The sequence below is a fragment of the Duganella sp. GW821-FHT07G03 genome (assembly GCF_059418605.1).
In genome coordinates this window covers 61,067-81,525 of record NZ_JBWKQE010000006.1, presented here as the reverse complement: position 1 = coordinate 81,525, position 20,459 = coordinate 61,067, and the positions used below count along the sequence as shown (strand labels likewise).

Sequence of the window (20,459 nt, the reverse complement as noted above, 5' to 3'; positions counted from 1 at the left end):
GGGCGACTCCAGGGTTGAGAATGTACACTACACAGTGTAGTTCTTATTTTTTGAAAAGTAAACTACTCGGTGTAAAATAAAGGGATGAACACGCCCCTCAAACTGACCGACCGCAAACGCCAGGCCATCGTCGAAGCCGCCATCGCAGAATTCCGCGTCAGCGGTTTCGAGTCGACCAGCATGGACAAGATTGCCGCCACCGCCGGCGTATCCAAGCGCACGGTGTACAACCACTTCCCCAGTAAAGACGAACTGTTCGCGCAGATATTGCATGAGTTGTGGAATAGTTCGATGGCGCAGCAACAGCAGCCCTACGATCCGGCCGTGCCGCTGCGCGAGCAATTGCTGGCTTTGCTGTGGAAAAAGATGGCCATGCTGCAGGACAGCTACTTCCTCGACCTGGCGCGGGTGGCGATCGCCGAATCCATCCACTCGCCCGAGCGGGCGCAGGAGATGGTGTCGCGGCTGACCCGCAAGGAAGAAGAAGCCGTGGTCTGGCTACGCACCGCCCAGGCCGACGGCAAGCTGCTCAGGGCCGACCCGGTGCTGGCCCCGCAAATGCTGACGGGCCAGTTGAAGACCTTCGCCTTCTGGCCGCAAGTGACCTTGAACCAGCCGCCGCTGGACGCCGCCATGCAGAAAAAAGTGGTCGAGGCGACCGTCGATATGTTCCTGGCTTACGCTGACTAGGCGAAAGTAACCGAGTAAATCGGCGGCAAGGTGGTGGAGATGGTCTGCCACTGGCCGCCGCCATCCTCCGACAGCCAGGCGCCGCCGGTGGTCGAGCCCATCAACAGGATCTGCCCGCACTCGCTGACGGCCAGCCCGTGCCGGTAGACCAGGTCGTAGCAATGCTGCTGCGGCAGGCCGCCGCGCCAGGCGGTGAAGGTCTGGCCGCCGTCGGTGGTGCGCGTGACCGCCAGCGCCGCATGCGCCGCGATGCGCTTGCTGTCCGCCTCGGCCGGCACGAACCAGGCCGTCTCGCCATCCGTGGGATGCACGGCCGTCACGAAACCGAAATTCGACAACGGCGCGCTGTGCACCTCGGTCCAGCTGGCGCCGTTGTCGACCGAGCGCCAGATGCCGTTGTGATGCTGGCACCACAGCTTGTCCGGCTCGCCCGGGCAGCGGACGATGCGGTGCGGGTCCTGTATCTGTTGGACGTCGGCCATGTCCGGCGGCATGTAATTGGCGACCATGCCCTTGGCCCGCAGCGACCAGCTCTCGCCGCCGTCACTGGTCTGCCAGGCGCCGCCGCAGGACACACCGACCAGCAGCGCCCGGCTGTCGCGCGGATCGACGCAGATGCTGTGGATGCCCGGCACGTCATAGCCGCCGCCCATCCACTGCGCGCGCTCCGGCACGTTCCATAGCGGCTCCACCAGCTTCCAGCTCGCGCCACGGTCGTTCGAGCGGAACAGGCCGCCCGGCAGGGTGCCCGCCCACAGCACGCCCGGCTGGTCCGGCCCGCCCGCCGCCAGCGACCAGATCTGCTTCACCGTCCACTCGACCGGATCGGTGGAGTCGGCCGGCTTGGTGGGGAAGGCCGGCACCGCCACCTCGACCCAGCTGTCGCTGCCCGCATCGCGCCGGTGCAGCTTGGCGCCGAAGTGGCCCAGGTTCAGGGCCGCATACAAAGTACCGTCGCGCCGGTCCGACAGCACCATCGACACCGGATCGCCCAGGAAATGCTGCTGGTCGATATGCCACGCCTCGTGCGTGCGGTAGATTTCGAACAATCCTTTGCGAGTGCCGATGTAGGCGCGGTCGGACATGTCAACCTCCAGAAAGAGCTTGCAAGATATAGACTTTGGAATGCGGCGCGAGCGCATCGTTCAATATTTTTCGCTCGCGGGTGCGTTGTCCGTCGATGAAGATGACGACGTTTTCGCGCAGCTGGCCCTGCTCGTCGAGCACGTAGCCGCGCAGCCGGGGGTGGTCGGCAAAGGCGGCGTCGAGGGCGCTGCGCAGATCGGCCGCGCTGGTCTCCACCTGCGGAACGGTCATGAAGCGGCCCAGTTGCTGGGTAAAAACAAGTTGCGCCATCGTTATGCTTGTTGGTTAGATCGACGGAATTCAGATTCTATGCGCTTTCGCTTAAAATGAAAACGCCTCAACTAACGGAGCAGCGCATGAAGATCACACCGCAAGAGCTGGAACTGCTGATGGAAGAAGTGGAGAGGGAAGATCCGATCGATTTCGCCGACCTGCCGTTCGACGAGCACGATCTGCGCGGCCTGATCTCCAACCACCTGTGCGAGATGGCCGAAGCGATGGAACGCTTCAGCGAGGAAGACAAGCACCTGACCCTGCTGGCCGTGGCGGCCAAGCTGGTGCTGGAGAACATGGTGCTGAATATCCAGCTGCTGCGGCGCCACGGCGTGCCGCTCAGCGAATCGACCGACGCGCTATTGAGCCGCCTGCGCAAACGCGACGACGGCCCGCAGACCTAAGCTGCGGCATCCGGTGGGGCGACCAGCCTGGCGGCGGGCGCCTCGATCACCAGGTCGGTGACGGCGATGGCCACGCACGGCAGGATGTAGCCTTCGCGCTTTTCGTCCAGGCTCAGGCCCGGCCATTCGATCAGGTAGCGCACCGTGCCGCTGGTCTTCAGGCAGATGCAGGTGCGGCAGGTGCCGTTGCGGCAGGAACTGGGCAGCCTCACCCCGCCCTGCTCCGCAGCGGCCAGCAGCGTTTGCGCCTCGTCGGCCGCAAACGCCAGTCCTTTCGGGTCCACCCGCACACTGTAGCTTGTCATGCCGGGTATTTTAATCCGGCTTGAAGTTCTGCCCCAGCGACATCGGCTTGTTCAACAAGATCGTCTGCGGATTGCGGCAGATGATGACCAGCACCACGATCGTGGCCAGGTAGGGCAGCATCGACAAAAACTCCGACGGAATGTCCAGCCCCATGCCCTGCCCGTGGAACTGCAGCACCGTCACGCCGCCGAACAGGTAGGCGCCCACCATCACGCCGCGCGGCTTCCACGTTGCGAACACCACCTGCGCCAGCGCGATCCAGCCGCGTCCGGCCGTCATGCCTTCGACCCACATCGGCGTCAGCGCCAGCGACAGGTAGGCGCCGCCCACGCCGGCCATCGCGCCGCCGAACAGCACCGTGCCGTAGCGCAGGCCGATCACCGGATAGCCGATCGCATGGGCGCTGTGCGGCGACTCGCCCACCGCGCGTATCACCAGGCCGATATGGGTGCGCGCCAGCATCCAGCCGATCAGCACCACCAGCAGCACCGAGCCGTACACCATCGCGTCAAAGCGGAACAGCAGCGGCCCGACAAACGGCAGATCGGACAGCAGCGGGAAATGCAGGTGCGGCATCGGCTCCACCGTCTGCCCCACCAGCCCGCGCCCCACGAAGGCGGACAGCCCGAGACCGAACAAGGTCAGCGCCAATCCGGTGGCCACCTGATTGGTCTGCAAGGTCAGCACCAGGAAGCCGAAGATCAGCGACATCAGCATGCCCGCCACAATCGCCGCCAGCAGCCCCAGCCACATCTGCCCCGTGCCCAGGGTGACGCCGAAGCCCACCACGGCGCCCACCAGCATCATGCCCTCCATGCCCAGATTGAGCACGCCGGAACGCTCGGTCACCAGCTCGCCCATCGAGGCCACCACCAGCGGCGTGGCGGCGCCCGCCGTGCTGGCGAGGAAGGCGATTAACAGTTCGGTGCTGATCATGCGGTTTCTCCGGCGGTGACAGGCAAGTGGCGCTTGCGCGGTTTAAATCTGTAGTGAATAAACAGGTCGGCCGCCAGCAGGTAGAACAGCAGCAGGCCCTGGAACATGCCGGTGATGGCCGACGGCACTTGCAGCTCGATCTGCGCCGTCTCGCCGCCGATGTACAGCAGCGACATCAACAACGCCGACAGCACCACGCCCAGCGGATGCAGGCGTCCGACGTAGGCGACGATGATGGCGGCGAAGCCGTACCCCGCCGACACCGACGGCTGCATCTGCCCCAGCGGCCCCGCCACTTCGCCCACGCCGGCGATGCCGGACAAGGCGCCGCTGACCATGAAGGCCAGCCACACATTGCGCGGTTCGCTGAAGCCGGCGTACAGCGCGGCGGCCGGCGCCATGCCGCTGACCTGCATGCGGTAGCCGGCAAACGTGTGCTTGCAGAAGAACCAGGCCGCAAGCGCCGCGACCAGCGACAGGATGAAGGCCGCGTTCAGGCGCAAGCCTTCCACCAGCAGCGGCAAGGTGGCCGAGTCGCTGAACATCTTCGACTGTGGGAAGTTGAAGCCGGCCGGATCGCGCATCGGCCCGTGCACCAGATAGCTCAGCAAGTGATATGCCACGTACACCAGCATCAGGCTCACGAGAATCTCGCTGGTGTTGAAGCGCGTGCGCAGCAGCGCGGGGATCGCCGCCCACAGCATGCCGCCCAGCGCACCCGCCAGCAGCATCAGCGGCAGCACCCACCAAGCCTGCACCTCGTCGAAATACAGCGCCACCGCGCCGGCGGCGATCGCGCCCACCGTCAGCTGGCCGTCGGCGCCGATGTTGGCGACGTTGGCGCGGAAGCCGATCGCCAGGCCCACGCCGCACAGGATCAGCGGCGTCGCCTTCAGCAGCAGCTCGCCGACGCCATACAGCGTGGTCCACGGCTTGATGAAGTAGACGTAGAAGGCGTGCAGCGGCTCCTGCCCCAAAAAGAAGAACAGCAAGGAGCCGGTTACCAACATGGCCGCCGCCGCAATCAGCGGCGACGTCAGCATCATCGAACGCGATGGTTCGGGACGTCGTTCAAGCCGCGACATGTTCTGCTCCCTGGTAGTCGAAATCGCCGCTCATCCACACGCCGATCTGGTTGATGCTGGTGCCGGCCGCCGGCACCACTTGCGACAGGCGGCCATCGGCCAGCACGGCGATGCGGTCGCTCATCATGAACAATTCGTCCAGCTCCTCCGACAACACCAGCACCGCCACGCCCTGGTCGCGCATGTCGATGATGGCCTGCCGTATCAGCATGGCGGCGCCGATGTCCACGCCCCATGTCGGCTGCGCGAACACCATCACCTTGGGCGCCAGCGCGATCTCGCGGCCGACGATGAATTTTTGCAGGTTGCCGCCCGAAAGGCTGGCCGCCGCCGACTGCTCGCCGCCGCACTTGACGTTGAAGCGCTCGATCACCTTGCGCGCGAACTCGCGCACCGCGCCGCGCTGTATCAGGCCGCGCTTGACCATGCCGGTGTTGGCCGCCGGCAGATAGCCGGTCAGCAGGGCGTTATCGGCCAGCGAAAGATCGGGCACGGCGCCACGTCCCAGCCGCTCCTCGGGCACAAAGCCCAGTCCCAGCTGGCGGCGTCGCGCCGCAGCCAGCCTGCCCACGTCCTGCCCGCACAGGCGGATCGCGCCGCTGCCCGCGGCCAGCGCGCGCTCGCCGGAGATGGCCTTCAACAGCTCCTGCTGGCCGTTGCCGGAAATGCCGGCGATGCCGACGATCTCGCCGCTGCGCAGCTCCAGATTGATGTCCTTCAGGCGCGTGCCGAACGGATCGTCGCTGCGCACATTCAGTTTATCGAGCGCCAGCAGCACTTCGCCCGGTACGCGCGGCTGGTGCACACACACCGGAAGTTCGCGGCCTATCATCAGCTCCGCCAGCGACTTGGCGCTTTCCTCTTTCGGATTGGCGGTGCCGGACACGCGCCCCGCGCGCAGCACAGTGGCCTTGTCGCACAGCGACTGGATCTCATCGAGCTTGTGGCTGATATACAGGATGCTGACGCCTTCGGAGGCCAGGCGTCGCAGCGATTCGAACAACTTGAGCACCGCATCGGGCGTCAGCACCGAGGTCGGCTCGTCCATGATCAGCAAACGCGGCGACTGCAACAGGCAGCGCACGATCTCCACCCGCTGCCGCTCGCCCACCGACATGCTGTGCACCAGCCGTTGCGGGTCGAGCGGCAAGCCGTATTGTTCGGAGACGGCGCGGATGCGCGGCGCCAGCGCGGCCGGCGCGATCTTCTCGTCCAGCGCCAGCGCGATGTTCTCGGCCACGGTCAGCGTCTCGAACAGCGCGAAATGCTGGAACACCATGCCGATGCCCAGCTTGCGCGCGTCGTGCGGCGAGTGGATGTGGACCTGCTTCCCCTCCCACATGATCTGGCCTTCATCGGGCTTGGTCACGCCGTAGATGATCTTCATCAGCGTGCTCTTGCCGGCGCCGTTCTCGCCCAGCACGGCGTGGATTTCGCCGGGCATCACGGTCAGGTCGACGGCGGCGTTGGCCACCACGGAAGGGTAAATCTTGGAGATGCCCAGCATCTTCAGGCGCGGCTCTGTCATCGGCGCTTCCCTCATCGGCTTCCCTCATCGTATACAAATTGAATACAAAATCAGACGCAATTAGCATGCCAGTCAAAATCCGCCGGAACGCTCCATTTTGGGCGGAAGAGTGCACTAAATATGACACACTTCCTCACCAAAAATGTGCGCCGAGCTCAAAAATGAGGACAAAACAAAGTATTTTCGTACACAATACAAGACAGATCCGCAGCGCCAGTTGTACACGATGTAGTTAGCATGGTTCCTGCTTTATGCAGTGTGAGTACCACCCTCACGGAGAATCGATCGATGCCATCACCAGGCAAACGCAAACCTCGCAAGGCCGCACCGGCGGCCATCGCCGTGGGCGCGCCTGCCGCCACCAAGCGCGGCACCACCGCCGTCGACCTGCGCATCTACCGCGCGGTCGTCAACGCCGTCATGAGCCACCGCCTGCCGCCCGGCACCCACCTGGGCGAAGCCGATTTCTGCGAACTGTATCAAGTCAGCCGCACCACCGTGCGCAAGGCGCTGCAACGGCTGGCGCACGACCACATCATCGAGCTGCGGCCGAATCGCGGCGCGGTGATCGCCTCGCCGACGCCGGAGGAAGCGCGCGACATCTTCGCCGCCCGCCGCGCCATCGAAAGGGAGATCGTGCCGCTGGTGATACGCAACGCCACCCCCGCCTCGCTCAAGCAGATCCGCGCCGCGCTGCATGCGGAGGACCAGGCCCGCCGCACCGGCGACCGCGCCGGCTGGATACGCCTCGGCGGCGAGTTCCACATCCTGCTGGCGGAGCTGGCCGGCAACCAGGTGCTGCAACGCTTCATGGCGGAGCTGGTGTCGCGCTGCTCGCTGATCATCGCCCTGTACGAAGCGCCCGGCGCCACCATGTGCGAGAACGACGAGCACCAGGACCTGGCCACCCTGATCGAGCAGGGCAAGATAAAGGAGGCCACCCATTTGATCGAGCACCACCTGCTGGAAATCGAAGCGCGCCTGCACCTCAATGAGCAGGACAAGAAAGTGAATCTGGCCGAGGCGCTGTCGGGGTATTAGCGGCGTGGCCCAGGAATTGCTAGAGAAGTCGATGAGATTGAATCCAATCATCTCAACGAATTGGATACAAAAGAAGTTCTTACAAACCGTGCTGTCTACTTATCTCACTGAATGGAGTTCATGATGTCCCGTCTCGCCTCCCGCACCGCCTTCGCCCTCCTCACCTGCTGCGCCTGCGCCGCCCACGCCGCCGACTGGAGCGACACCTCGCTCAGCTACCGCTACGGCACCAAGTTCGCCGAGCCGTTCAACAACCAGGACATCACCAAGAACATCGTCAACCTGAGCAGCGTCTCCGGTTACAAGTACGGCAAGAACTTCTTCAGCGTCGACTTGCTGATGTCGTCGGATGTGGACCCGTCGTCGGCCGGCGCCAAGAGCGGCGCGCACGAAGCCTATGCGCTGTACCGCCACACGCTGGACCTGGGCAAGGTCACCGGCAGCAACCTGGCCTTCGGTCCGGTGCGCGGCGTCGGCGCCACCGCCGGCTTTGACTTCAACAGCAAGACCGACGCCGGCTACAACTCCAAGAAGCGCATGGTCGTCGCCGGCCCGACGCTGATGCTGGACGTGCCGGGCTTCCTCGACGTCAGCCTGTTCGCGCTGTGGGAGAGCAACGCGCCGTACAACACCTTCACCGGCGCCGCCACGCCGCGCTACGCCTACAAGACCCACCCGATGCTAACCGCCGCCTGGGGCATCCCGTTCAACATCGGCATCCCGCTGTCGTTCGAAGGCTTCGCCAACTTCATCGGCACCAAGGGCAAGAACGAATTCGGCGGCGACACCGCGCGCGAGACCAACATCGACATGCAGGTCATGTACGACATGAGCGGCGCCGTCGGCGCGGCCAAGAACACTTTCAAGGTCGGCGTCGAGTACCAGTTCTGGAAAAACAAGTTCGGCAACCCAGACACCAACAACCCTGGCGCCACGGCGAAAACGCCGATGGTCCGCGCCGAGTACCACTTCTAAACCACGCCCACCAAAGGAAACCGTATGATGAATCGTCGCAAAGTACTGGCACTGGCCGCGCTGGCCGCCGCAAGCATCGGCCTGTCCACCTCCGCGTTGGCAGCGGAGCCGCTGAAGATAGGCTTCGTCTACGTCGGCCCGGTCGGCGACGCCGGCTGGACCTACGCCCACGACCAGGGCCGCCTGGCGATGGAGAAGGAACTCGGCACCCAGGTCAAGACCACCTATGTCGAAAACGTGCCGGAAGGCGCGGACGCCGAGCGCGTGATCCGCAAGCTGGTCGCCGAGGGGAACAAGCTGATTTTCACCACCTCCTTCGGCTACATGAATCCGACCGAGAAGGTCGCCAAGTCCACGCCTGGCGTGGTGTTCCTGCACGCCACCGGCTTCAAGACCGGCAAGAACCTGGGCACCTACGAATCGCGGCTGTACGAGGGCGCCTACCTGAACGGCGTCATCGCCGGCAAGATGACCAAGTCCAAGACGCTGGGCTTCATCGCCTCCTTCCCGGTGCCTGAGGTGATCCGCAACATCAACGCCTTCACGCTGGGCGCGCAGAGCGTCAATCCCGGCGTCAAGACCAAGGTGATCTGGGTGAACTCGTGGTACGACCCGGCCAAGGAGCGCCAGGCGGCGGAAACCCTGGTGGCGCAAGGCGCGGACGTGATGGCGCAGAACACCGACTCGCCGGCCACGCTGCAAGTGGCGCAGGAAAAAGGCGTGTACGCGTTCGGCTGGGATTCGGACATGTCCAAGTTCGCACCGAAGGCGCACCTGACGGCGGCCACCAACAACTGGGCGCCCTATTACATCGAGACCGCCAAAGCGGTCATCGCCGGCACCTGGAAAACCGGCGATTACCATGGCGGCATGAAGGAAGGCATGGTCAAGATGTCGGCCTTGAATGCCGTGGTGCCTGCCGAAGCGGCCAAAGTGTTCGAAGAGAAGAAGGCCGCGCTGACCGCCGGCACCCTCGCGCCGTTCACCGGTCCGATCAAAGACCAGTCGGGCGCCGTCAAATACGCGGCCGGCGTGGTGGTGCCGTTGAAAGACCTGCTGTCGATGAACTTCTACGTGCAAGGCGTGGAAGGCTCGATTCCAAAGTAACCCCCACCTGGGGTCAAGTCTGACATTCGGACACGAGCTCCGCCGTAGCCGGTGTTACGGCGGAGCTCGTGTCCGAATGTCAGACTTGACCCTCCGCAGGAGAACGTATGAGCAATGCCACCGATCAGGACCACGACTTCCTCACCCGCGTGCTGGCCTTGGCGCAGCGCTCGCGCGACGAGGGCCACCATCCCTTCGCCGCCATGGTGGTCGCCGCCGACGGCACCGTGCTGTCCGAAGCGATGAACGCCTCCAGCAGCGACCGCACCGCGCACGCCGAGATGAACGCGCTGCGCCAGGCCTCGCAGCGCCACGCCCCGGAGCAGCTGGCCACGGCCACGCTGTACGCCAACGCCGAACCCTGCGCCATGTGCGCCGGCGGCACCTACTGGAGCGGCGTGGGACGGGTGGTGTATGCGATGTCGGAAGCAAGCCTGCTGGCACTGACCGGCAGCGATCCCGAAAATCCGACGCTGTCGCTGCCCTGCCGCGAGGTGTTCGCGCGCGGCCAGCGTCCGACCGAAGTCATCGGACCACTGCGCGAGGACGAGGCGCGGCTGGCGCACGCCGGCTTCTGGAACAAATAGCTGATGCATTTCATGCAAGCCGGGATCATAATTGTGATCCGGCCTGGTGGAGAGCATCGTGGCAAAACCTACAAAATTGCATGGATGGCGGTTTGAGTTGCGCGCTGCGGCGTTGGCCGCCTGCGCCGCGTTATTGGTCGCCTGCGGCGGCGGTGGCGGCGGTTCCAGCGCGGCGGTAACAACCGATCCCACGCCCCCGGTCACGCCCACCGCGCCGGCGCTGCCCGGCGCCTTCGACGACACGCTGGCCTATTCCAGCCTCGCCAGCGCCTCGCTGTCGGCGCCCAACGAAAACGCCGCCGTCATCGCCAGCCATATCCAGCTGAACGGCCAGCAGTTCAACTACACCGCCACCACCGGCCACCTGACCGCGACCGACGTCCGCACCGGCAAGGCCTCGGCCTCGTTCTTCTACGTCGCCTACACCGTGGCCGGCGCCGGTGCGGCCAAGCGGCCCGTCACCTTCTTCTACAACGGCGGACCCGGTTCCTCCTCCATTTACCTGCATCTGGGTTCGTTCGGGCCGCGCCGGCTGGTCAGCACCATCCCCAACGCCACCGTCATGCCGGTGCAGCTGGTCGACAACCAGGAAACCTTGCTGGTGCAATCGGACCTGGTGTTCGTGGACGCCATCGGCACCGGCTACTCGCAAGCCATCGCGCCCAACACCAACCAGAGCTTCTGGGGCGTGGACGCGGACGCCGCCGCCTTCCGCGATTTCGTGCAGCGCTACGTGGCCGTCAACCAGCGCGAGGCCTCGCCCAAGATCCTGTTCGGCGAGTCGTATGGCACGCCGCGCACGGCGGTGCTGGCCAACCTGCTGGAACTGGCCGGCGTGCAGGTGGCCGCGGTGGTGCTGCAATCGTCCATCATGGACTACAACAGCAACTGCGGCGTGCTCGATCCGGGCGCCATCAGCTGCGAAGGCTACGTCCCGACCTACGCCGCCACCAGCGCCTACTACCAGCGCAGCAATCCGCTGCCCACCGATTTCAGCGCCTACGTGCAGCAGGCGCGCAATTTCGCCGCCGGCGATTACCGCGGCGCCATGACGGCTTACCTGGCCAGCAAGGTTGCGCCGCCGGCCGGCGTGATCGCGCAACTGGTCGGCTACACCGGCCTGCCGGTGCTGACCTGGCAGCAGAACTTCGACATGGGGCCGGACTACTATCAACGGAACGCCGTGCCGGGCAAGCTGCTGGGCCGCTACGACGCCCGCGTCTCCGCGCCCACCGGCAGCGCGCTGACGGTCGACGGCGATCCCTCGCTGACGGTCATCAACTCCGCCTTCGTCAACGGCATCGTGAGCTACCTGTCGGACGAGCTGCATTACAGCGCCCGCTCGCGCTACACCAGCAGCAACAACATCGGCGGGCAATGGGATTTCAGCCACGACGGCAAGCAGCTGCCGGACACCATCCCGGACCTGGCCGCCGCCATGACGCTGAACCCGACCATGAGGGTGCTGTCGGTCAACGGCTACCACGACCTGGCCACGCCTTTCCACCAGACCGAGCTCGATCTGGCGCGTTTGGGTGCCAATCCGCTAATTGTGCTCAAATATTACGCAAGCGGCCATATGACGTATCTAGACGACACTGCACGCCGGACCCAGCAAATGGATTTGATTAATTTCTTCAACAGCGTCACAGTGACACCATAAGCCATGCGCCAGGCTCAATACGCCGCGCGGGGGAGACCATCATGAAACTGCTGATCCACATTGCCATGCTAGCCGCCGCGACGGCCTGCGGCTGCGTCCACGCCCAGGCGCCGAACCGGGAAGCCGCGCCGCTGATGATGTCGGCGCCGCTCCATCCCGACCCCTACATCCCGCCGGCCATGCGCAAGCCGCCGCGCGACGGCGCCTCCGGCCCCATATTGCAATACCAGGCCATGCAGAAACTGAAGAAACGCTTTGAAGAGGCCGACCTGGACGGCAACGGCAGCCTGAGCCGTGAAGAAGCGCACAAGGCCGGCCTGGGCTTCATCGAGAAAAACTTCGACCACATCGACAGCGCCCAGCGCGGCGCGGTCTCGTTCGAAGACTTGAAGGCCTTCATCATCCAGCGACGCGAAGAAGCGCGCTCGCGCTGAGCGGCGCGCGCTTCATCAGCGTGCATTCATCGGCTTACAGCTTGTAGTTCAAGCCCAGCAGGAACTGGCGGCCGTAGGTGGTGTAGCGCTCGGGCGCGTACGAACCGCCCGAGAACGCGTCGCCCTGGCGGGTCTGGTAAGGCGAGTTGTTCAGGTTGTTCACCTGGAACAAGAAGGACAGGCCCTTGTAGCGGCCCTCCTCGATCGCATAACCGAGCTGCAGGTCGATCTGGCGCTCGGCCAGGATCTCGCTGAAGGAACGCTGCGCGAACAGTCCCGTCACCTCGCCGCGATACGCCGAACGGTAGCGGCGGCTGGCGCGCGCCTGGTAACCCGATTTCTCGTAGTAGACCGTGAAGTTGGACACCACGCCCGACAGCCCCGGCAGCTTCTCCTTCGTGCCCGGACCGTTGGGATGGATCGAGCTCTCCGTGCCGGACATGCTGCCCGTCACGCCGAAGCCTTCCAGCGGCGCGTACAGCAGGCCGCCGTCCAGCGCGCCCGACAGTTCGACACCCTTGACCAGGCCGCCCGCGCCGTTGGTCGGCCGGTTCAAGGTGCCGATGTCCTGCAGCGGCACCACGCCCGACGGATTCGGGAAGCCGGCGAAGCTGAACGCGGTCTGCTGGTTGTAGATGTAGCTCTGCAGCTTTTTATACCAGAGCGCGGCGGCGATGTAGCTGCGCTTGCCGATGTATTTTTCCATCGACAGGTCGTAGGAATTGGCGCGCCATGGCTCCAGTTGCGGGTTGCCGCCGCTGCCGTTCCACATGCGGGTGGTGGCGTCGACCCCGCCCGAAACGCCGGCGCGCATGTCCTGCATCTGCGGCCGGGCCACGGTCTTGGCGGCGCCGAAGCGCAGGTTGGTGGTATCCAGGTACTTGCCGAGGTCGAAGTTCAGGTTCAGGCTGGGCAGCACGTCGGTGTAGTTGGCGCCGCCGGTAATCGAACCCAGCTTGCCGGCGTTGACGGTGGCGCCGCGCGATTTCTGGTCGACGTTGACCGCCTGCAGGCCGAGGTTGCCGCGCAGCGGGAAGGGGCCGACGTCGGTGTCGATGCCCAGCCGCGCGTAGGCGGTGGTGACTTTCTCGGTCACGCCCCAGTCCTGCAGCGCCTGGTCGTCGGGACGGGCCGGCTGCATCGTGTAGTACTTGCCCAGCACGCCCATGACGTCATAGGTCAGCACGCTCGGGATGCCGGCGAAGGCCAGCGCGGTCGACGGCTCGATCAGGTCGGACGAGACCACGGCCGGCGCGCGGCCGTTCTTCAGGTTCCAGTAGTTGTTGGTGTCGGCGTGGGTCTTCTCGCGCTTGCTGAAGTTGACGCCGCCTTCCATGTTGCGGAACATGCCCTCCAGGTCGCGCTTGGCCGAGAACTTGATCGAACCCAGCTTGTCCTCCACCACCGGGTGGTGCATGTCGGCGTCCTTGCCCCAGCCGCCGACGTCGGTCAGCTTGATGATGGCCGGGTCGGCGAAGTTGATGCTGGGCGTGAAGGTCGGCAGACCGCTGGCGGTCGGAATCTGGAACTTGAAGTTGTTGTCGGTGATGTGCGAGCCGGCCGGGCCCAGGCCGGCGTAGGTTTCCAGCACCGTCTCGCGCCGCTTGGCGCTCGAGTACGAGGCGTCGCCCACCAGGGTCCAGCCGTCCTTCTTGTAGGTGTTGTTCCAGCCCACCGCGCCCAGTTGGTCCTTGCGGGTGTTGAAGTCGTTGCGGACGATGGGTTCCAGGTTGACCAGCGAACCGCCCACCAGCAGGCGGGTGCCGCCGATGGTCTGGATCACCGGGTTGGTGTAGGTGACGTCGCTCCACTGGTGCGAGTTCCACATCATGCCGCGCATGGTGGTGTCTTCCTTGAATTCGGAATAGTACAGGTCGAGCGAGGTGCGGAATTCCTTGGTCGGACGGTATTCGAGCACGCCCATCAGGCCGTCGCGCTTTTGCTTGCGCGAGGTGGCCGTCACTTCGGCGCCCTTCAGCGCCACCACGTCCTCGTCGCCCTTGGGCAGCTTGTTGTCGGTGCCCCACCACCACGATTTGTATTCCTGCTGCTGGCCCGGCGAATCGAGGTGGGCGTAGCCGAAGGCCACGCCCAGCGTGTTGTTCATGAACTGGTCCACATACGAGGCGCTGACGCGGTTGCCGTTGGCCGGCGTGTTCGCGTTCAGCTTGCCGTTGGAATTGTGCTCGCCGCGCGCGTTGAAGACGATGGTGCGCTCGCGGATGTCGAGCGGACGCACGGTGTGCAGGTCCACCGTGCCGGACAGGCCGCCGCCGGCCAGCGACGCGTCGGGCGTCTTGTAGACCGTGACGCCGTTGATCAGCTCGGACGGATACTGGTCGTACTCGGCGCCGCGGTTGTTGCTGGTGGAGACCAGCTCGCGCCCGTTCATCAGGGTGCCGGAGAAGTCCGGCGCCAGGCCGCGGATCGAGATCACCTGCGCCCGGCCTTCGACGCGCTGCGCCGTCAGGCCGGCCAGGCGGGCGATGGATTCGGCGATGCTGACGTCGGGCAGCTTGCCGATGTCCTCGGCGGTGATGGCCTCGACGATGGAATCGGCGTCGCGCTTGACCGCCATCGAGGTTTCGATGCTGCGGCGGATGCCGGTGACGACCACCGACTGGACTTGCTTGTCGTCGGCGCCGGCCGACGGTCCCTGCTGCGCCCACGCCGGGGCGGAAGCGAACGCCAGCGCCGCGCAGGCGGCGGCGATCGGTGTCAGTGCGAGTGCTTGGGTTGGCTTGCTCATCATCTAGTCTCTCTTATAATTTTAGACGGGTGGAAAATACTAACGGAACGGCTGCGGTGCGGTGCTGCTGGTCATCCAATCCTGCAGGGGCTGGTGGACCTCATAAGCCTGGGTGCCAAACGACTTGAACAGGTTTTCGATATCGGCGATGGACGCCTTGGTGAAGTCGACGGCGGGCACGGCGGCGCCGGCGGCGTTGGTGACGAAACCCCAGCTGCCGCTGCCCTGGCCGCCGCCGTTGCTGACCACCTTCCAGCTCCACGCCGTGGTGGCCCAGCCGTACTTGGCGTAGGTGTCGAAGGAGGCGCGGGCGACCTGGCCGCCCAGGTCCAGGCCCAGGCCCATCCACGGCTGGGTTTCGCCGATGAAGAAGGCGGTGTCGACGGCTTTGATCTTGTTGTCCCATTCGCACACGCCGCTGTTGCCGCCGCCGCCGCAGGTGAGCCAGTCCTTGTGGACCGCCAGGCCGGGCTGGCCCCAGCCGAACAGGCCGGGATAGAAGTGCATCTCGAACGCGACATTGCTCATGCCCTGCTCGGACGGCTTGCCGTAGGCCGTGATGTTGCCGCTGTTGTGGCCGGGCAGTATCACCACGTGCTTGGGATCGACCGCGCGGATCGCCGTGTACAGGGTCTTGACCACGGCGGCCAGGTTGGCGGCGGTGGTGCCCCATGGTTCGTTGAGCACGCTGTAGCCGGCCACCGCCGCGCGGTCCCGGTAGCGGCCGGCCACCTGCTGCCACAGCCAGATGGTGCGGTCCTGGAATTCCGGCGTCGACCAGTACAGGTTCTGGTTGGCGCAGCCGCTGTGCTGCTCCCAGCCCTGCGAGCCGACCGCGCCGTGCAGGTCGAGGATCACGTACATGCCGCGCTTCTCGGCCTGGGCGATGGCGTCGTCCAGGTAGCGCCAGGCGTCGGTGCGCAGCTGGCGCGGATTTTTCTCATCCTCGACCACGCTGTAGAGGAAAGGCAGGCGCACCACGTTCAGGCCGAACTTCTGCATCTGGTCCCAATCGCGGGTGGTGATCCAGTTGTCGCGCAACAGCTGCATCAGGCGCTGGCGCTCCGCGTAGCCGAAGCGGGTGTCGAGATTGGCCTCCAGCTTGCACTGGTCGTCGATGCCGGCGCTGCCCTGCCCCATCATCCAGAATTCGTTGATCAGCCAGTTGCCGAGGTTGGTGCCCTTGAGCGCCACCGCGCTGCCGTCCGCCTTCAGCCATTTGGTGCCCTGCGTGTGCAGCATGGTCAGCGGCAGCAGCGGCACCGGCGTCACCGGGGTCGGCTTGATCGCTTCCACCGGCGGCGGCGCGGGCGGCGCCACGACGCTGGAACCGCCGCCGCTGCCGCAGCCGGCCAAGCAGGCGGCCAAGCCCATGGCGAACAACACACTCAGCAACTTGAACATCTGCTTCTCCCTTATGGAAGCGCTTCCACTGGCGTTCTGAAAAAACTGCCGTGCGTTTGCACAGCAGTTCTGCTTACGGTTTCCAGGTAAATGTGGCGACGCTGGCGGCCGGCAAGGTGTAGCTGAAGCTGCGCTGGCCCGGCGCCAGGCGCACGGCGAAGCTGCGCGCCGCCTTGGCCGAGTTCACCACCATCAGCGCCACCGAACCGTCGTCGGCGTTGCGGAAGGCCACCGTGTCGAGCTCGTTGTAGCCGCTGCTGGAGGCGATGCGGCGCGCGCCCTGGCGCACGAAGCGGCTGGCGTGGGCCAGCGCGTAGTACTCCTCGTTGCGCGTGACCTTGCCGTCGCGGCTGTCGATGGTGACCACGCCACGGCAATCCTTGCAGCCGCCCAGGTGCGGGCCGTCGTTCTCGTCCAGAGCCAGGTTCCACAGCAGCACGCCCTTGGCCCAGCCGCGCGTGGCGCCGATCACCAGCGTGCGGGCGAAGTGCTGCAGATTGTCCGACCATACCGGCGCCCATTTGCCGCCCGAGCATTCGGTGAAATAAGTATCCTTGTCCGGCCAGCGGTCGTGCAGCGCGGCCTGCACCCGCACGTCGCCGCCGTAGCAGTGCCAGGCCACGCCGTTGACGTATTGCTTGGCCACCGGGTCTTTCAGCACATCGGCCGGCGAGCCCGGCTCGTCCCAGTTGTGGTCCCAGTCGAGGATGCGGGTGTGCGGATGCTGCTTGGCCAGCAGCGGGCCCAGGTGGCCGCCGATGAAGGCGGCGCGCTTGGCCGGCTCGACCCGCATGCCGGGGTAGTCCTTGGGTTCGAAGTGCGGTTCGTTCTGCAAGGTCAGCGCGTAGATCGGCACGCCCTCCTGCTCGTAGGCGCCGACATAGCGCGACAGGTAGGCGGCGAACGGCGCGTACGCTTCCGGCTTCAGGGTGCCCTGGATCAGGCTGTCGGTGCTTTTCATCCAGCCGGGCGCGCTCCACGGCGAGGCCATCACGCGCAGTTTCGGGTTGATCGCCAGCGCGGCCTGGGTGACCGGCAGCACGTCGGCGCGGTTGGGCTCGATGGAGAAATGCGCCAGCGTCGGGTCGGTCTGGCCGGGCGGCATGTCGTCGAAGCTGTAGTGGTGGCGCGAGAAATCGGAGGCGCCGATGGTCAGGCGGGTGAAGCTGAAGTTGGCGCCGGGCGCCTTGCCGAACAGCTCGTTCATCAGCGCGCCGCGCTGCTGCGGATTCAGGCGGTTCTGGATCAGCCAGGCCGAGGCGTCGGTGATGGCGGCGCCGAAGCCCACCATCTCCTGGTAACGCTGGGCCGGGTCGACGTCGATGACGATGGCGGCCTTGACGCCGGAGCCGAACGTGGCGTCGGCGCCGCGCGCCAGCAGCTGGCTCTGGTCGCCGGTGGTGATCCAGGCCTGGACAGGGCCCTGGGCCCGCGCGGCGCCGTGCGCGCACAACAGCAATGGCAGCAACGGCAGCACGGCAAGCAGGCGCAACAACGGTTGCAGCGGAAGGCGGACTGGCGAAGGGCGCAAGGCCGCATCACCCGGCAGAGCGGGACTGGCAGTGAACATTCTGTCTCCATGCAGAAGGGTCGTGGCCCGTCCGTCTGTGGTTTTTACGTGAGTGGAAACGCTTCCACTTGTTAATTTCACTATAGCACCGTGAATTCCGCGATGTCAATCAGGGAAAAGCTTGGGCGGTGTCAATTGGTGAGTTTTTGGCGCGCAAAAAGTGCGCCAAATTAAGTTGGCCGCCCATCGCGAAACCCGTATTCTGCCCGTGCGCCACACGCGATTTTTTGCTGTAGCGAATTTGCCACGGTCGCTAGTGGATGGACAGCACCGCGCGCACGCTGGCGTCCAGCGCGCTGCGGTCGATATAGCCGATCAGGTTGGGGTTGTCGGCCACCAGGCGCTTGATGGCGGCGCTGTCGCCGGACTCCACCGGCGGCTGGCCGCGTCCGGTGAACAGCATGTGGGCCCAGTAGGCCTTCATCTGCGCCGGCGCCTTGCCGCTGCTCTTCAGGTAGAACACATCGCGCACCGGCGAGCCTTCGCTCTGGTCGATCGGCACCGCGTGCTGGCCGTTGGGGAAATCGACCGCCTTGCCGAGGAACAGGTCGGCCGCCTGCTCGCCGCTGAGGGCCTTGACGGCGTTGCGGGCCGAGACGATCACCACCACCTCGGCGCGGCTGCAACTGCCGGCCAATAACAACGCGGCCAGCAAGCAATGGGGGATGGACTTGTGCATGATCTATCCTCCCGTCAGTAAAGGAAATCGGCCAGCAAGCTGACCACGTTGACCCGGCCGCCGCGCGGCGTGCCGGCCACCACGCTCTGCAAGGTGCCGTAGGAATTGGCGCCCAGGTGCAGCTGGTCCCATTGCACCTTGAGGTCGAGGTTGCGCGCCGCGTCCCAGCGCAGGCCGGCCGCATAGGTGTGCTGGGCCACCGGGATGTTGCCGGTGTCGGTCAGCGGCCGCAGTTCGGACACGGTGACATAAGGCGTCAGCGTGCCGAAGCGCATGCCGCCGTTCACATACCAGGCTTCGCGGATGGCCTTGACGCGCTTGCCGTCATAATTGGTGACCCGTACCCATTCGCTGCTGACGAACCACTCGCCCGGGTCCCACGACGCGCCCAGCGACGCGAAGCGCCCGCGCGGCGGGTTCTGGTTGTCGACGTCGCGTTGCTGGTAGGCCGCGTGCAGCGTCAGCGGGCCCCGCTCCAGGGTGTCGAAGATGCCCATCACGGCGGTGGAGTGGACGTCGATGCCGCGCGTGTTGGTGGTGGTGCGCTTGCCATACAGGATGCTGGTGGTGTTGCTGATGTCGCCGGCATGGATGCGGTACGAGGCGTCCACGCCGTCGCTTTCCTTCAGCGCCAGCAGGCGGTAGACCTCGATCGGCGGACGCGCCGTGATATTGCTGTAGCCGACCCGGCGCGAATCCGACGCCAGGAAGCTGGCCAGGCCGATCCGTCCCACCCGCACGCTGAGGTCCGGCGTCACCGCGTATTTCAGATTGGCCCAGCTGACCAACGGCCGATACGTGCCATTCCAGCGGTATTCCGACACCAGCTGCACCACGCCGGACAGCTGCGGCGTGAAGTTGGCCGTCAGTTGCAGGCCCAGCCGGCTATCGACATCGCCGGTCCACTGGCGGTTGCGGCCGGTGCCCGAGGGTTGCAGGTTGTCGAACACATAGTCGGCGCCGTGCTCGTCCGAGTGCGCCAGGCCGACCGTGCCAAAGCCGTTGACCGACAGCCAGGGCCGTACCGGATCGGCCGCGAATTCCGCCGCGCGCGCGGGCAAGGCCAGGCTCAGCAGTATCGCAGTCGAGGCTGAAATCAGACGAGAATTGGCAGGCATCCAGGCTCCATGCAGGTTGGTTATTGTTCCATGTAGTGGGCCAGCAGCTTATCGAGTTCCTTGGTCTTGGCCAGGCGCACCAGGCCTTCGTTCAAGGACTGCAACAGCCGGGCCGCGTCGGCGCCGCTGGCCGCCACGCCGAAATACAAGGGCCGCAGCGGCGAATCGGGCAGCGGCTGGCTCACCAGCGTGCCGTCCACCAGCAGGCTGCGCAGCTTGGGGTTGATCAGGTACTGGCCGGCCATGGTCTCGCGGCTGTCGATGAACAGGTCGCAGCGGCCCAGGTGCAGCTTGCCGATCAGCTGTTCGTAGCCGATGGTGGCGCCGCGGTCGACCGTGCTGGTGGGGATGCCGTAGACCTCGAAGCGGTAGCCACCCAGGCCGCACAGATGGTAGTGGCGCACGTCGCCCAGCTGTTGCAGGCTGAGCCCTTGCGGCCGCGCCCGGCGCGAGTAGAAATACACATTGTGCATGGTGAAGTAGGCGTCGCTCAGCACCAGGTTGCCGGCGGCATCGGCCTGGCCGACGTTGAGCGCGATATCGACCCGATGGTCGGCCACCAGCGCCAGGCAGCGCGCCCAGGGCAGCAGTTGCACATTGACGGTCCAGCCGTAGCGCGCGCCGATCAGGTTGAGCAGGTCGACGCTGGCCCCCACCACATGGCCGCCGCGCTGGCCGCCGGCGCGCTCGGCGAACACGAAGGGCGGCATTTCCGCCTGGTCGGCGCAGACCCGCACCGTGCCGGCGCAGGCGGAACCTGTAGCGAGGCACAGCAACAGCAAGAATGCGTAGTAACGATTCATAACATGGGAGCCGACCGCAAC

General features: G+C 65.4%; 20 protein-coding genes. 8 read left to right on the top strand and 12 right to left on the bottom strand.

What is annotated here, in order from left to right:
• Nucleotides 1-84: 84 nt before the first annotated feature.
• Nucleotides 85-690: a TetR/AcrR family transcriptional regulator gene (locus tag AC07OK_RS10360; protein ID WP_494690236.1), complete on the top strand. Its 606-nt coding sequence runs from the start codon at nt 85-87 to the stop codon at nt 688-690.
• Here AC07OK_RS10360 and AC07OK_RS10355 read toward each other — a convergent pair.
• Nucleotides 687-1,775, bottom strand: a complete 1,089-nt coding sequence (locus AC07OK_RS10355) for a WD40/YVTN/BNR-like repeat-containing protein (RefSeq protein ID WP_494690235.1) — start codon at nt 1,773-1,775, stop codon at nt 687-689. The two genes, AC07OK_RS10360 and AC07OK_RS10355, sit on opposite strands and share 4 nt — an antisense overlap.
• A 1-nt stretch (nt 1,776) precedes the next feature.
• Complete coding sequence (locus AC07OK_RS10350; protein WP_116991118.1) at nt 1,777-2,046, bottom strand: ubiquitin family protein; 270 nt, start codon at nt 2,044-2,046, stop codon at nt 1,777-1,779.
• 86 nt (nt 2,047-2,132) lie between these two features.
• Between AC07OK_RS10350 and AC07OK_RS10345 the strand changes: the two genes are divergently transcribed.
• On the top strand, nt 2,133-2,453 hold the full coding sequence (locus AC07OK_RS10345; RefSeq protein ID WP_494690234.1) for a hypothetical protein: 321 nt from the start codon (nt 2,133-2,135) through the stop codon (nt 2,451-2,453).
• On the opposite strand, the gene AC07OK_RS10340 is transcribed toward AC07OK_RS10345, so the two are convergent.
• From AC07OK_RS10340 to AC07OK_RS10325, 4 genes are read right to left on the bottom strand one after another with little or no spacing between them, the layout of a single operon-like run.
• Nucleotides 2,450-2,758, bottom strand: a complete 309-nt coding sequence (locus AC07OK_RS10340) for a 2Fe-2S iron-sulfur cluster-binding protein (RefSeq protein WP_494690233.1) — start codon at nt 2,756-2,758, stop codon at nt 2,450-2,452. The genes AC07OK_RS10345 and AC07OK_RS10340 overlap by 4 nt on opposite strands.
• A gap of 10 nt (nt 2,759-2,768) precedes the next feature.
• On the bottom strand, nt 2,769-3,695 hold the full coding sequence (locus tag AC07OK_RS10335; RefSeq protein ID WP_494690232.1) for an ABC transporter permease: 927 nt from the start codon (nt 3,693-3,695) through the stop codon (nt 2,769-2,771).
• Entirely contained in the window at nt 3,692-4,780 is a 1,089-nt protein-coding gene (locus AC07OK_RS10330) for an ABC transporter permease (RefSeq protein ID WP_494690231.1), read from the bottom strand. The genes AC07OK_RS10335 and AC07OK_RS10330 overlap by 4 nt, the downstream gene beginning before the upstream one ends.
• Complete coding sequence (locus tag AC07OK_RS10325) at nt 4,767-6,308, bottom strand: ABC transporter ATP-binding protein (protein WP_494690230.1); 1,542 nt, start codon at nt 6,306-6,308, stop codon at nt 4,767-4,769. Before AC07OK_RS10325 ends, AC07OK_RS10330 begins: the two co-directional genes overlap by 14 nt.
• 288 nt (nt 6,309-6,596) lie before the next feature.
• Here AC07OK_RS10325 and AC07OK_RS10320 point away from each other — a divergent pair, with 288 nt between their 5' ends.
• The 6 genes from AC07OK_RS10320 (at nt 6,597) to AC07OK_RS10295 (ending at nt 12,115) form a co-directional block, all read left to right on the top strand.
• Complete coding sequence (locus AC07OK_RS10320; protein WP_217941253.1) at nt 6,597-7,349, top strand: GntR family transcriptional regulator; 753 nt, start codon at nt 6,597-6,599, stop codon at nt 7,347-7,349.
• 123 nt (nt 7,350-7,472) lie between these two features.
• The gene (locus AC07OK_RS10315) at nt 7,473-8,324 is read left to right on the top strand and encodes an outer envelope protein (RefSeq protein WP_494690371.1); all 852 of its coding nucleotides are present in this window, start codon (nt 7,473-7,475) and stop codon (nt 8,322-8,324) included.
• A 24-nt stretch (nt 8,325-8,348) separates the two neighbouring features.
• Nucleotides 8,349-9,431, top strand: coding sequence for a BMP family ABC transporter substrate-binding protein (locus tag AC07OK_RS10310; RefSeq protein ID WP_494690229.1), 1,083 nt, complete (start codon nt 8,349-8,351; stop codon nt 9,429-9,431).
• A 107-nt stretch (nt 9,432-9,538) separates the two neighbouring features.
• Nucleotides 9,539-10,018: a nucleoside deaminase gene (locus AC07OK_RS10305; protein WP_494690228.1), complete on the top strand. Its 480-nt coding sequence runs from the start codon at nt 9,539-9,541 to the stop codon at nt 10,016-10,018.
• 97 nt (nt 10,019-10,115) lie between these two features.
• Complete coding sequence (locus AC07OK_RS10300) at nt 10,116-11,681, top strand: S10 family peptidase (protein WP_494690370.1); 1,566 nt, start codon at nt 10,116-10,118, stop codon at nt 11,679-11,681.
• 41 nt (nt 11,682-11,722) lie between these two features.
• Nucleotides 11,723-12,115 (top strand): EF-hand domain-containing protein, encoded by a 393-nt coding sequence (locus AC07OK_RS10295; protein ID WP_494690227.1) that lies wholly within the window; start codon nt 11,723-11,725, stop codon nt 12,113-12,115.
• Between the two features lie 34 nt (nt 12,116-12,149).
• On the opposite strand, the gene AC07OK_RS10290 is transcribed toward AC07OK_RS10295, so the two are convergent.
• From AC07OK_RS10290 to AC07OK_RS10265, 6 genes are all read right to left on the bottom strand, one after another.
• Nucleotides 12,150-14,867: a TonB-dependent receptor gene (locus AC07OK_RS10290; RefSeq protein WP_494690226.1), complete on the bottom strand. Its 2,718-nt coding sequence runs from the start codon at nt 14,865-14,867 to the stop codon at nt 12,150-12,152.
• Between the two features lie 36 nt (nt 14,868-14,903).
• Nucleotides 14,904-16,268: a glycoside hydrolase family 5 protein gene (locus AC07OK_RS10285; RefSeq protein WP_494690225.1), complete on the bottom strand. Its 1,365-nt coding sequence runs from the start codon at nt 16,266-16,268 to the stop codon at nt 14,904-14,906.
• A 73-nt stretch (nt 16,269-16,341) separates the two neighbouring features.
• Nucleotides 16,342-17,838, bottom strand: a complete 1,497-nt coding sequence (locus AC07OK_RS10280; protein ID WP_494690224.1) for a glycoside hydrolase family 30 protein — start codon at nt 17,836-17,838, stop codon at nt 16,342-16,344.
• A 253-nt stretch (nt 17,839-18,091) separates the two neighbouring features.
• Nucleotides 18,092-18,517, bottom strand: coding sequence for a phosphate ABC transporter substrate-binding protein (locus tag AC07OK_RS10275; RefSeq protein ID WP_494690223.1), 426 nt, complete (start codon nt 18,515-18,517; stop codon nt 18,092-18,094).
• A gap of 14 nt (nt 18,518-18,531) precedes the next feature.
• Entirely contained in the window at nt 18,532-19,635 is a 1,104-nt protein-coding gene (locus AC07OK_RS10270) for a hypothetical protein (RefSeq protein ID WP_494690222.1), read from the bottom strand.
• A gap of 20 nt (nt 19,636-19,655) precedes the next feature.
• The gene (locus AC07OK_RS10265; RefSeq protein WP_494690221.1) at nt 19,656-20,438 is read right to left on the bottom strand and encodes a substrate-binding periplasmic protein; all 783 of its coding nucleotides are present in this window, start codon (nt 20,436-20,438) and stop codon (nt 19,656-19,658) included.
• Between the last annotated feature and the right edge of the window lie 21 nt (nt 20,439-20,459).

Excerpts from the sequence above, each read along its gene's own strand:
- AC07OK_RS10360 (WP_494690236.1), top strand. The coding sequence starts at position 85 with ATGAACACGCCCCTCAAACTGACCGACCGCAAACGCCAGGCCATCGTC.
- AC07OK_RS10355 (WP_494690235.1), bottom strand. The coding sequence starts at position 1,775 with ATGTCCGACCGCGCCTACATCGGCACTCGCAAAGGATTGTTCGAAATC.
- AC07OK_RS10350 (WP_116991118.1), bottom strand. The coding sequence starts at position 2,046 with ATGGCGCAACTTGTTTTTACCCAGCAACTGGGCCGCTTCATGACCGTT.
- AC07OK_RS10345 (WP_494690234.1), top strand. The coding sequence starts at position 2,133 with ATGAAGATCACACCGCAAGAGCTGGAACTGCTGATGGAAGAAGTGGAG.
- AC07OK_RS10340 (WP_494690233.1), bottom strand. The coding sequence starts at position 2,758 with ATGACAAGCTACAGTGTGCGGGTGGACCCGAAAGGACTGGCGTTTGCG.
- AC07OK_RS10335 (WP_494690232.1), bottom strand. The coding sequence starts at position 3,695 with ATGATCAGCACCGAACTGTTAATCGCCTTCCTCGCCAGCACGGCGGGC.
- AC07OK_RS10330 (WP_494690231.1), bottom strand. The coding sequence starts at position 4,780 with ATGTCGCGGCTTGAACGACGTCCCGAACCATCGCGTTCGATGATGCTG.
- AC07OK_RS10325 (WP_494690230.1), bottom strand. The coding sequence starts at position 6,308 with ATGACAGAGCCGCGCCTGAAGATGCTGGGCATCTCCAAGATTTACCCT.
- AC07OK_RS10320 (WP_217941253.1), top strand. The coding sequence starts at position 6,597 with ATGCCATCACCAGGCAAACGCAAACCTCGCAAGGCCGCACCGGCGGCC.
- AC07OK_RS10315 (WP_494690371.1), top strand. The coding sequence starts at position 7,473 with ATGTCCCGTCTCGCCTCCCGCACCGCCTTCGCCCTCCTCACCTGCTGC.
- AC07OK_RS10310 (WP_494690229.1), top strand. The coding sequence starts at position 8,349 with ATGATGAATCGTCGCAAAGTACTGGCACTGGCCGCGCTGGCCGCCGCA.
- AC07OK_RS10305 (WP_494690228.1), top strand. The coding sequence starts at position 9,539 with ATGAGCAATGCCACCGATCAGGACCACGACTTCCTCACCCGCGTGCTG.
- AC07OK_RS10295 (WP_494690227.1), top strand. The coding sequence starts at position 11,723 with ATGAAACTGCTGATCCACATTGCCATGCTAGCCGCCGCGACGGCCTGC.
- AC07OK_RS10290 (WP_494690226.1), bottom strand. The coding sequence starts at position 14,867 with ATGATGAGCAAGCCAACCCAAGCACTCGCACTGACACCGATCGCCGCC.
- AC07OK_RS10285 (WP_494690225.1), bottom strand. The coding sequence starts at position 16,268 with ATGTTCAAGTTGCTGAGTGTGTTGTTCGCCATGGGCTTGGCCGCCTGC.
- AC07OK_RS10280 (WP_494690224.1), bottom strand. The coding sequence starts at position 17,838 with ATGTTCACTGCCAGTCCCGCTCTGCCGGGTGATGCGGCCTTGCGCCCT.
- AC07OK_RS10275 (WP_494690223.1), bottom strand. The coding sequence starts at position 18,517 with ATGCACAAGTCCATCCCCCATTGCTTGCTGGCCGCGTTGTTATTGGCC.
- AC07OK_RS10270 (WP_494690222.1), bottom strand. The coding sequence starts at position 19,635 with ATGCCTGCCAATTCTCGTCTGATTTCAGCCTCGACTGCGATACTGCTG.
- AC07OK_RS10265 (WP_494690221.1), bottom strand. The coding sequence starts at position 20,438 with ATGAATCGTTACTACGCATTCTTGCTGTTGCTGTGCCTCGCTACAGGT.